At 43.4% G+C, this 11623-nt stretch carries 9 protein-coding genes; 8 read left to right on the top strand and 1 reads right to left on the bottom strand.

The features are described 5' to 3' along the window. Nucleotides 1–9: 9 nt before the first annotated feature. The 7 genes from glmM to O3622_RS04775 all read left to right on the top strand — a co-directional run bounded on the left by glmM (nt 10) and on the right by O3622_RS04775 (nt 7362). Complete coding sequence (glmM, locus tag O3622_RS04745) at nt 10–1362, top strand: phosphoglucosamine mutase (protein WP_371607120.1); 1353 nt, start codon at nt 10–12, stop codon at nt 1360–1362. Between the two features lie 73 nt (nt 1363–1435). Next, nucleotides 1436–1810, top strand: coding sequence for a DUF1149 family protein (locus O3622_RS04750; RefSeq protein ID WP_001050092.1), 375 nt, complete (start codon nt 1436–1438; stop codon nt 1808–1810). A gap of 2 nt (nt 1811–1812) precedes the next feature. Continuing rightward, nucleotides 1813–2661, top strand: a complete 849-nt coding sequence (locus tag O3622_RS04755; RefSeq protein ID WP_371607121.1) for a DegV family protein — start codon at nt 1813–1815, stop codon at nt 2659–2661. A 264-nt stretch (nt 2662–2925) separates the two neighbouring features. Then, nucleotides 2926–3693 (top strand): 4-hydroxy-tetrahydrodipicolinate reductase, encoded by a 768-nt coding sequence (gene dapB, locus O3622_RS04760; protein WP_000027862.1) that lies wholly within the window; start codon nt 2926–2928, stop codon nt 3691–3693. Next, on the top strand, nt 3690–4889 hold the full coding sequence (locus tag O3622_RS04765) for a CCA tRNA nucleotidyltransferase (RefSeq protein ID WP_371607122.1): 1200 nt from the start codon (nt 3690–3692) through the stop codon (nt 4887–4889). Before dapB ends, O3622_RS04765 begins: the two co-directional genes overlap by 4 nt. Beyond that, nucleotides 4886–6754, top strand: coding sequence for an ABC-F family ATP-binding cassette domain-containing protein (locus O3622_RS04770; RefSeq protein ID WP_095725888.1), 1869 nt, complete (start codon nt 4886–4888; stop codon nt 6752–6754). Before O3622_RS04765 ends, O3622_RS04770 begins: the two co-directional genes overlap by 4 nt. Next, the gene (locus O3622_RS04775) at nt 6751–7362 is read left to right on the top strand and encodes a hypothetical protein (protein WP_371607125.1); all 612 of its coding nucleotides are present in this window, start codon (nt 6751–6753) and stop codon (nt 7360–7362) included. The genes O3622_RS04770 and O3622_RS04775 overlap by 4 nt, the downstream gene beginning before the upstream one ends. Nucleotides 7363–7415: 53 nt before the next feature. Here O3622_RS04775 and mntE read toward each other — a convergent pair whose 3' ends face one another. After that, nucleotides 7416–8609: a CDF family manganese efflux transporter MntE gene (mntE, locus tag O3622_RS04780; protein ID WP_371607123.1), complete on the bottom strand. Its 1194-nt coding sequence runs from the start codon at nt 8607–8609 to the stop codon at nt 7416–7418. Between the two features lie 307 nt (nt 8610–8916). Here mntE and O3622_RS04785 point away from each other — a divergent pair, with 307 nt between their 5' ends. After that, nucleotides 8917–11613 (top strand): cation-translocating P-type ATPase, encoded by a 2697-nt coding sequence (locus O3622_RS04785; protein ID WP_371607124.1) that lies wholly within the window; start codon nt 8917–8919, stop codon nt 11611–11613. Nucleotides 11614–11623: the final 10 nt, after the last annotated feature.

Genomic DNA, 11623 nt, shown 5'->3' on the forward strand with positions numbered 1-11623 from the left:
ATTAACAACATGGGTAAATATTTTGGGACCGATGGAGTCCGTGGAGAAGCAAACGTAGAACTGACGCCAGAATTGGCCTTTAAATTAGGACGTTTTGGTGGTTATGTTCTTAGTCAACATGAAACGGAAGCCCCTAAAGTCTTTGTAGGACGTGATACACGTATCTCAGGAGAAATGCTAGAATCTGCCTTGGTGGCAGGTCTTCTATCAGTAGGGATTCACGTCTACAAACTCGGTGTCCTTGCAACACCAGCAGTAGCTTACTTGGTTAAAACTGAGGGAGCTAGTGCGGGTGTCATGATTTCTGCGAGTCACAACCCAGCCCTTGATAATGGAATTAAGTTCTTTGGAGGGGATGGCTTCAAACTTGATGACGAAAAAGAAGCAGAAATCGAAGCCTTGCTAGACGCTGCCGAAGATACCCTTCCTCGTCCGAGTGCTGAGGGCTTGGGAACCTTAGTGGACTATCCAGAAGGCTTACGTAAGTATGAAGGCTACCTTGTTTCAACTGGAACTCCTCTTGAAGGGATGAAAGTGGCCTTGGATACAGCCAATGGTGCAGCGTCTACAAGTGCTCGTCAAATCTTTGCAGACCTTGGAGCTCAAATAACTGTAATCGGTGAGACACCAGATGGTCTTAATATCAACTTGAATGTGGGTTCTACACATCCAGAAGCTCTTCAAGAAGTGGTCAAAGAAAGCCAGTCAGCTATTGGTTTGGCCTTTGACGGAGACAGTGACCGCTTGATTGCTGTCGATGAAAATGGCGACATCGTTGATGGTGATAAGATTATGTATATCATCGGGAAATACCTTTCTGAAAAAGGCCAGTTGGCTCAAAATACCATCGTGACAACCGTTATGTCTAACCTTGGCTTCCATAAGGCCTTGGAGAGTGCTGGTATTAACAAAGCAGTCACTGCAGTTGGAGACCGCTATGTCGTTGAAGAAATGAGAAAATCAGGCTACAACCTTGGTGGTGAACAATCAGGCCACGTTATCTTGATGGATTACAATACAACTGGTGATGGTCAATTATCAGCTGTCCAATTGACTAAAATCATGAAAGAAACAGGCAAGAGCTTGTCTCAACTAGCATCAGAAGTGACGATTTACCCACAAAAACTGGTCAATATCCGAGTGGAAAATGCCATGAAAGAAAAAGCCATGGAAGTACCAGCCATCAAGACAATCATCGAAAAGATGGAAGAAGAGATGGCAGGGAACGGTCGTATCCTTGTCCGCCCAAGTGGAACAGAACCCCTCTTGCGTGTCATGGCGGAAGCTCCTACAACAGAAGAAGTCAACTACTATGTAGATACGATTGCTGCTGTTGTTAAAGATGAAATCGGAATTGACTAAAGCCTAGAAAACTAGATGAAATGATAAAAATGTGGTACAATTGCATAGTAAATTGTAGCAATGGGAGAGAAAAATGAATCTTAAACGAGAACAAGAATTTGTTAGCCAGTATCACTTTGATGCTCGTAACTTTGAATGGGAAAATGAAAATGGCGCTCCTGAAACCAAGGTAGACGTGAACTTTCAGTTACTCCAACATGACCAAGAAAACCAAGTGACTTCGCTTGTTGTTATCTTGAGTTTCATGATTGTCTTTGACAAATTTGTCATCAGCGGGACGATTTCCCAAGTAAACCACGTGGAAGGTCGTATTGTCAACGAACCAAGCGAATTTAACCAAGAAGAAGTCGAAACCTTGGCACGTCCATGCTTGAACATGCTCAACCGTTTGACGTATGAAGTAACAGAAATCGCCTTGGATCTTCCAGGGATCAATTTGGAGTTTTAGTCATGAAATTAGCTGTCATTACAGATTCTTCCGCCTATTTAGAGGAGAAGACGCTGCAAAGAGAGAATCTATTTATCCTGGATATTCCTGTCAATATTGATGGGGAGGAGTATGTTGAAGGTGTCAATCTGACTGCTGAGGAATTTTATCAAAAAATGGCTCAGTCTGCAGAATTGCCTAAAACTAGTCAACCAAGTATTGCCAAATTGGATGAGATTCTAAGTTCCTTGAAAGATGAAGGCTATACTCATGTCTTGGGCCTCTTTCTTTCGTCAGGAATTTCAGGCTTTTATCAGAATATCCAATATATGTTAGACGAGTATGAAGGTTTGACCATTGCCTTTCCAGATACCCATATCACAAGTTCCCCTCTAGGATTTATGGTAGAGAGTGCCTTTGAATGGGCAGAGCAAGGTGATGATTTTGCCCAGATTCAGGAGAAGTTGGGGATTCAAATTGCTGATAATTCAGCCTTTATTATAGTAGATGACCTCGATCACTTGGTTAAAGGAGGACGTTTGTCAAATGGGGCAGCCATCTTAGGGAATCTCCTCAGTATCAAGCCTATCCTTTACTTTAATGACCAAGGTGTGATTGAAGTTTACGAAAAAGTTCGTACAGAAAAGAAAGCAACCAAACGTTTGGTGGAAATCATCAAAGAGTTGACAAAAGATGGGGACTACCGTATTACAGTCATTCATGGGAACGCTCCTCAGAAGGCAGCAGATTTGCGTCAGCTTTTGATGGAGAGTGGTGTGACTGCTGAAATTCCAATTGAAACCTTTGGTAGTGTTATTGGGACCCACCTTGGAGAAGGTAGTATCGCCTTGAGCTATACACCAATCGTCTAAATTGTTCTTACAGGCTTTGTATCTTAGCAATTGAACACGGCCTACCTGCCTCTTGAAAAAAGATGCCTGTCTTGCCTTTCATGGAAAGTCAGCGCCATTCCCTATTTTTCATGGGCAGCTAACGTCCTTTGTATCTTGATAATTGAACACGCCTGGAACCCTGTGTGAAAAAGATAGTTCTTCCAAGGAGTAGACACTCCTTGATCAGAACTCCTATTTTCACTTTGTGTTCTTACAGGCTTTGTATCTTAGACAGGAGTAGAGATGAGTATTCGAGTAATTATTGCCGGTTTTAAGGGAAAGATGGGCCAAGCTGCGTGTCAGATGGTCTTGGCTGATCTAGACTTGGACTTGGTCGCAGTTTTGGATCCGTTTGAGTCTGAGTCAGAGTGGCAGGGAATTCCTGTCTTCAATGATAAGGTTGACTTGGTTGGATTTGAAGCAGATGTCTGGGTGGATTTCACCACACCAGCTGTTGCCTACGAAAATACACGCTTTGCTCTTGAAAATGGCTTTGCTCCAGTGGTTGGAACAACAGGCTTCACTAGTGAAGAAATTGCAGAACTAAAAGCATTTTCCCGTAAACAAGATTTGGGTGGCTTGATTGCCCCTAACTTTGCCTTGGGAGCTGTCTTGCTCATGCAATTTGCGGCGCAGGCTGCCAAATATTTCCCAAATGTGGAGATTATCGAGCTCCATCATGACAAGAAAAAAGATGCTCCGAGTGGAACAGCTATCAAAACAGCTGAGTTGATGGCGGAAGTTCGGGCATCAATCCAGCAAGGTGCGCCTGATGAGGAAGAGTTGATTGCGGGTGCTCGTGGTGCTGACTTTGATGGCATGCGGATCCACTCAGTTCGATTGCCAGGCTTAGTAGCTCATCAAGAAGTTATCTTTGGCAATCAGGGAGAAGGATTGACCCTTCGTCATGACTCCTATGATCGCAGCTCCTTCATGACAGGGGTCAATTTGGGAATCAAAGAAGTTGTCAAGCGTCATGAGCTTGTCTATGGATTAGAACACTTATTATGAGATTAACGCAAATGCCTTCTGAATTTCAGAAGGCTTTACCAGTATTAGAAAAAATTAAAGAAGCAGGTTTTGAAGCCTATTTTGTTGGGGGCTCTGTTCGAGATGCCCTCCTCAATCGTCCCATTCACGATGTGGATATTGCGACTTCTTCCTATCCAGAGGAGACCAAGCAGATTTTTCCGCGAACAGCCGATATCGGAATCGAGCACGGAACTGTTTTAGTTTTAGATGGGGACGAGGAATATGAAGTGACGACCTTTCGGACCGAAGATGTCTATGTGGACTACCGTAGACCCAGTGCGGTTTCCTTTGTGCGTTCGCTAGAAGAAGACCTCAAGCGCCGTGATTTCACAGTCAATGCCTTCGCTTTGGATGAGACAGGTGAAATCATTGACTTGTTCCATGGTTTAGAAGATTTGAAAAACCAAGTCTTGCGAGCAGTTGGAGTGGCTAGTGAGCGTTTCAACGAAGATGCTTTGCGGATTATGCGTGGTTTCCGTTTTCAGGCCAGTCTCGGTTTTAAACTTGAGCCAGAAACTTTTGAAGCGATGAAAACTTTGACGCCACTCTTGGAGAAAATTTCTGTAGAGCGCACCTTCGTTGAGTTTGATAAGCTCTTGCTGGCACCTTTTTGGCGAGTTGGTCTTTCTTCCATGATTGAGAGTCAAGCTTATGACTATCTTCCAGATATGGCAGGAAGCCAGGACAAGCTCAACAGACTGTTTGATTTGGAGACTGAGTTCACTTTTGAATCCTCCGAACAAGCCTGGGCAGCTCTATTGTGGGCTTTGGAGATTAAAGATGCACAGCCATTTTTGAAGGCATGGAAAACCTCACGCCAGTTTGCTAAGCAGGTTCAGGATTTGCTGACTATTTTGGTTTTACGAGAAGAAGGAGAGCTGAGCAAGCGCGATTGTTACCGCTTTGACTTGGATTTACTTTTACAGGCTGAAAATCTTCGTCAGGCCCAAGGAAAAGCAGTCAATCCACAAGCTATCACTGAAACTTACCAGAGTTTAACCATTCATGACAAGAAAGAAATTCAGGTTAATGGTGGAATTTTGATTAAGGAATATGGTTACCAGCCAGGACCAGACTTGGGAGAGATTTTAACAGAGATTGAGTTTGCCATTGTCGATGGAGAGTTGGAAAATGATCGTCAAGCTATCCATGCTTACCTGAGGGAGAAAAAATGAGTGATTTTATCGTTGAAAAACTAAGCAAATCCGTTGGTGACAAGACCGTTTTTAAGGATATTTCCTTTATCATCCATGACTTGGATAGAATTGGTCTGATTGGTGTCAATGGGACTGGTAAGACCACTCTGTTAGATGTTCTTTCTGGTGTTTCTGGCTTTGATGGGGATGTCAGTCCCTTTTCGGCTAAGAATGACTACAAGATTGGCTACTTGACTCAGAATCCAGATTTTGATGATAGCAAGACAGTTTTGGACACGGTTCTGTCCAGCGACCTCAAGGAAATCCAGTTGATTCGTGAGTATGAGTTAATCATGCTCAACTACAGTGAGGACAAGCAGGCTCATTTGGAACGGGTCATGGCAGAGATGGATTCTCTCCAAGCCTGGGAAATTGAAAGCCAGGTCAAGACGGTCCTCAGCAAGCTGGGTATTCAGGACTTGTCGACTCCAGTTGGTGAATTGTCAGGCGGTTTGAGAAGACGGGTTCAGTTGGCGCAAGTTCTCCTAGGAAACCACGACCTCTTGCTTCTGGACGAGCCGACCAACCACCTGGACATTGCGACCATTGAGTGGCTGACTCTTTTTTTGAAAAATTCCAAGAAGACCGTTCTCTTTATCACCCACGATCGTTATTTCCTAGATGCACTATCAACGCGGATTTTCGAGTTGGACCGAGCAGGCTTGACCGAGTATCAGGGAAATTACCAGGACTATGTTCGCCTCAAGGCTGAACAAGATGAGCGTGACGCTGCCCTTCTCCACAAAAAAGAACAACTTTATAAGCAAGAACTGGCCTGGATGCGCAGACAACCACAGGCACGTGCGACCAAGCAACAGGCCCGTATCAATCGTTTCCACGATTTGAAAAAAGAAGTTTCAGGTGGCGTTGCTGATACAGACTTGACCATGAACTTTGAAACCAGTCGGATTGGGAAAAAAGTCATCGAGTTTCAGAATGTTTCCTTCGCCTATGAAAACAAGCCCATTTTGCAAGATTTTAATCTATTGGTGCAAGCCAAAGACCGTATCGGAATTGTTGGGGATAATGGTGTCGGGAAGTCAACTCTGCTTAATCTCATCGCAGGAAGTCTTGAGCCGACTAAAGGTCAAGTTATCATCGGTGAGACGGTTCGCATTGCCTATTTCTCTCAACAAATTGAAGGTTTAGATGAAAGCAAGCGCGTTATCAATTACCTGCAGGAAGTAGCAGAAGAGGTTAAGACCAGCGGTGGTTCTACGACTTCCATCGCTGAGTTGCTGGAGCAGTTCCTTTTCCCACGTTCGACGCATGGAACCTTGATTGAGAAATTGTCTGGTGGAGAGAAAAAACGCCTTTATCTCCTCAAACTGCTCTTGGAAAAACCAAATGCTCTCCTTTTGGATGAGCCGACAAATGACTTGGACATTGCAACCTTGACAGTCTTGGAAAATTTCTTGCAGAGCTTTGCCGGCCCTGTCTTGACAGTTAGCCACGACCGTTATTTCCTAGATAAGGTAGCGACCAAGATTCTCGCTTTTGAGGATGGTAAGATTCGTCCTTTCTTTGGTCATTACACCGACTACCTTGATGAAAAAGTCTTTGAAACAGAGATGTCCAATCAAGTGCAAAAGGCAGAAAAGGAAAAAGTAGTCAAGGTCCGTGAAGACAAGAAACGCATGACCTACCAAGAAAAGCAGGAGTGGGCAAGCATTGAAGGGGATATTGAAGCCTTGGAAAATCGTATTGCTGCTATTGAAGAAGAAATGCAGGCAAATGGCTCTGACTTTGGTAAGCTGGCTACTCTCCAAAAAGAACTGGATGAGAAAAACGAAGAACTCCTTGAAAAATACGAGCGCTATGAATATCTAAGTGAGTTGGCATAATGGAAGAAAAAGTCATTAAACGTAGTCCCAAGAAAATCATTTGGAATGCCTTGTTTGGCTTGACTTCAGTACTTTTTTTCTTGCTACCTCTCTCTTATCTCCATTTGTACTCGCAAAAGGGAACTAAACTTCATACGATAAGTCTGTTATTAATACTGCTTGTCCTCTTTTGTGCTGGAGTAATCATTTATCAGACATACAGACTGTTAAGCTTGGATAAGGAGTATTTGAGATGCACAGTTGAGGGGTTTTACTACAAACCAAACCCAAAGAAACCCAGTCATTTCTATGCTTGGGCAGATGTAGAAGAGTTTTCCTTTTCTCGGATTCGAGGGAAGTATAGGGATTCTTATCGGATTGAAGTCTATTTTAAAAACAAGGAAAATGTGAAATCCCAATCCTTTCTAGCTCTGTTGAAGAGAAGGATTCTCCCTTTTCATCCGTCAGCAGATTTAATTATCCCGATCTTTCTACTAGATGTGGATTTTCCTGAAAGGGTCTATGAGATCATGAAGTACTATGAAAGAGAATGGCGTATTGAACAAAATCGTCAAGCAAGAAAAGAGGCAAAACAAGCTTCGAAAAGCAAATCTTCCAAACCGTCATAGTCTGTCTTTGCTTAAAGTAGAATAATCAAAAAGGCCCTATCCACTGGATAGGGTCATTGTTTGTCTTCTTTTTTAGTTTCCTGATGAAAGATATTTTGCCAAGTCTCATGGCGACGCCAGATACTGGTATGGACGATACCATCTAGCTCATAGCAAATGAGCTTGGTTTTCTGACTAATGGAAGTGATTTGAATATCCTTAATCGCAGCACTAAGTTCTTTTTCAGTCTTATAAGCCTCTTTGTCCATCTGCTCTCCATCTTGACGAATATAGATAAAGTCCTCAGCAAGGAGTTCTTCTAATTGATTGCCTTGGTCAATCAATTGCTCGCGCATGAGTAGTTTTTTATAGACATTGTCCAAAATTTCGTCTTCAGGTATAGGAGCAGGTTCGATGTGGATATCAGTATCAAAAACACCAAATCGTTCTTCTAGCATAGACTCAACCTGGTCCGCAATCTCATGACTTTCATAGACTGATAGGTCAGGATTCATTTCCAGGGTGATATCAAGGTAGATATTGCTACCGTAGGTCCGCCCTCTTTGGGACTTGACCTTACTAATCTTTGGAATCTCCATGATGGCCTTTTGGTAGTCCTCTAGCAGACGGTCATCAAAACCATCTGAAAGACTGAAGGAAGACTCGATAAAGATATCATAGGCTGTCTTTAAGATAAAGAAAGTGATGATGATAGCGACCAGTTTATCCACGATTGGATAATTAAAACTGCTGGCTAGGATGGCAATGGAAGTCCCAAGCGAGGTGACAGCATCGGAAAGATTGTCCTTGGCGGCAGCCTTAAGCGCCTTGGACTTAGATTTCTTACTGAGGCGAGTATTATAGAGATAAACTGCGAACATGACTGCCGCAGAGACGACTCCGAGAGTTGCACCTAGAGGGTCAATAACCGTCTGTTCCCGACTGAGAATTTTTTGAATGGTGTCCCTAAGAACATCAAAGCCAACGTAGAACATGATGATGGAAGTAATCAAACTAGCCAAATCTTCAATCTTCCAGTGACCGAAACGATGGTCACGGTCTGCAGGCTGGCGTGCCATACGAATACCGATCAGAAGAGCAACATTTCCGATAATATCTGATACGTTGTTGAAACCATCCGCTACCAAACTGGAAGAATGTAGGAGGTGGCCAGTCGCTAATTTTGCCGTAGACAAGAGGAGGTAGGTCGAAATGCTGATAATGGCACCACGTTCCGCCAACTTGAGATTTGACATGGATTGGTTCATCGGACTTCCTTTCTAGTGCTGAGATTCTGTTTTCATTATACTGGTTTTCATGGGAAAATTCAAATTTAGTCTTGTTTCATCAGATTTAAACCCTTGAAAATTATTCAAATTTTGATATAATAGTACTACTCAAGGGAGTAGCTGGCAGAAACCTGTGATAGTGTCGTCATTCCGAATTTTATACTGTAAAGTATTCTTTCCGGCGCTATCTTAAACAGCGAGACTTGTTATGATTAACATGTCTCTTTTTGTTTGTCATAAAACCAAAAGAGAGCTTGTTTTGCACACAAAGTCAAGGAGGAGACATATGTCAAAAGAACAAAAACGCCAAGCGTTTTATACTCAAAGTCCCGAAGAAGTCTTGAAATCAGTTGAAGCTACTGAGCAAGGTCTTTCGTCAAGCGAAGCACAGCAACGCCTAGCTGAATATGGACGCAATGAACTGGAAGAGGGTGAGAAAAAATCTCTCCTAGTCAAGTTTATTGAGCAATTTAAGGATTTGATGATTATCATCCTAATTGCTGCGGCTATCTTGTCAGTCGTAACTTCTGGTGGGGAAGATATCGCAGATGCCATCATTATCCTTGCCGTGGTTATCATCAACGCTGCCTTCGGTGTTTACCAAGAAGGAAAAGCAGAAGAAGCCATCGAAGCCCTCAAGTCTATGTCGAGTCCAGCTGCTCGCGTTATTCGTGATGGGCATATGGCTGAGATTGATTCAAAAGAATTGGTACCAGGTGATATCGTTGCTCTTGAAGCAGGTGACGTGGTGCCAGCAGACCTACGATTGCTAGAAGCTAATTCTCTTAAAATCGAAGAAGCAGCTTTGACAGGTGAGTCTGTTCCGGTTGAAAAAGACTTGACCGTAGAACTCGCTACCGATGCTGGTATTGGTGACCGTGTCAATATGGCCTTCCAAAACTCAAATGTGACTTATGGTCGTGGTCTTGGTGTTGTTGTCAATACAGGTATGTACACGGAAGTGGGTCATATCGCTGGCATGCTCCAAGATGCGGATGAGACGGATACACCACTTAAACAAAACTTGAACAACCTTTCTAAGGTTTTGACCTATGCGATTTTGGTTATTGCCCTTGTTACTTTTGTAGTTGGAGTCTTCATTCAAGGTAAAAATCCACTTGGTGAGTTGATGACCTCTGTTGCGCTTGCTGTTGCAGCCATTCCAGAAGGACTTCCTGCTATCGTGACGATCGTTCTTGCCCTTGGTACTCAAGTTTTGGCCAAACGAAACTCTATCGTTCGTAAGTTGCCAGCAGTAGAAACACTTGGTTCAACAGAAATCATCGCTTCTGATAAGACTGGTACGCTTACCATGAACAAGATGACAGTCGAAAAAGTCTTCTACGACGCAGTCCTACATGACTCAGCTGATGATATTGAACTTGGCTTGGACATGCCCCTACTTCGTTCGGTTGTCTTGGCCAATGATACCAAGATTGATGCTGAAGGTAACCTGATCGGGGATCCAACGGAAACAGCCTTCATCCAGTATGCCTTGGACAAGGGCTACGATGTTAAAGGATTTTTAGAGAAATATCCTCGTGTAGCTGAATTGCCGTTTGACTCAGATCGTAAACTCATGTCAACGGTTCATCCATTGCCAGATGGTAAATTCCTCGTGGCAGTCAAGGGGGCTCCAGATCAACTTTTGAAACGCTGTGTTGCTCGTGATAAAGCTGGAGATGTTGCTCCGATTGATGAGAAAGTCACTGAATTAATCCATACAAATAACTCGGAAATGGCTCACCAAGCCTTGCGTGTCCTTGCAGGTGCTTATAAGACTATCGACAGTATTCCAGAAAATCTTACTTCTGAAGAGCTTGAAAACAACTTGATCTTTACTGGATTGATTGGAATGATTGACCCTGAACGTGCCGAAGCAGCAGAAGCTGTTCGTGTCGCTAAGGAAGCGGGAATCCGTCCAATCATGATCACTGGTGACCACCAAGACACAGCAGAAGCTATTGCCAAACGTTTGGGAATTATCGACGAAAATGACTCGGAAGACCATGTTTTGACTGGTGCTGAACTCAACGAACTTTCTGATGAAGAATTTGAAAAAGTCGTTGGTCAATACTCTGTCTACGCGCGTGTATCTCCAGAACACAAGGTTCGTATCGTCAAGGCTTGGCAAAAACAAGGTAAGGTTGTTGCTATGACAGGTGACGGTGTTAATGATGCGCCAGCTCTGAAAACAGCCGATATCGGTATCGGTATGGGAATCACTGGTACAGAGGTTTCTAAGGGGGCTTCTGACATGATTCTTGCAGATGATAACTTTGCGACCATTATCGTCGCAGTTGAAGAAGGACGCAAGGTCTTCTCAAACATTCAAAAGACTATTCAGTACTTACTTTCTGCCAATACTGCTGAAGTATTAACTATCTTCTTATCAACCTTGTTTGGTTGGGACGTCTTGCAGCCAGTTCATCTCTTGTGGATCAACTTGGTAACCGATACCTTCCCAGCTATCGCCCTTGGTGTCGAACCAGCTGAGCCAGGTGTTATGACCCACAAACCACGTGGACGCAAGGCAAGCTTCTTCTCAGGTGGTGTTTTGAGTTCTATCATTTATCAAGGTGTACTCCAAGCAGCTATTGTTATGAGTGTTTATGGCCTTGCGATTGCTTACCCAGTTCACGTGGGTGACAATCATGCTATTCACGCAGATGCCCTCACCATGGCCTTTGCAACACTTGGTTTGATCCAGCTCTTCCATGCCTACAACGTCAAGTCTGTTTACCAATCCATCTTGACAGTCGGACCATTCAAGTCTAAGACCTTCAACTGGTCTATCTTGGTATCCTTCATTCTCTTGATGGCAACAATCGTTGTAGAACCGCTTGAAGGTATCTTCCACGTAACCAAACTAGACTTGTCGCAATGGGGTATTGTTCTAGCTGGAAGCTTCTCAATGATACTTATCGTCGAAATCGTCAAGTTTGTTCAACGTAAACTTGGTCTTGATAAGAATGCGATTTAAAAAGAAAGTC

It is taken from the genome of Streptococcus sp. 27098_8_51 (assembly GCF_041432205.1).
GTDB lineage: Bacteria > Bacillota > Bacilli > Lactobacillales > Streptococcaceae > Streptococcus.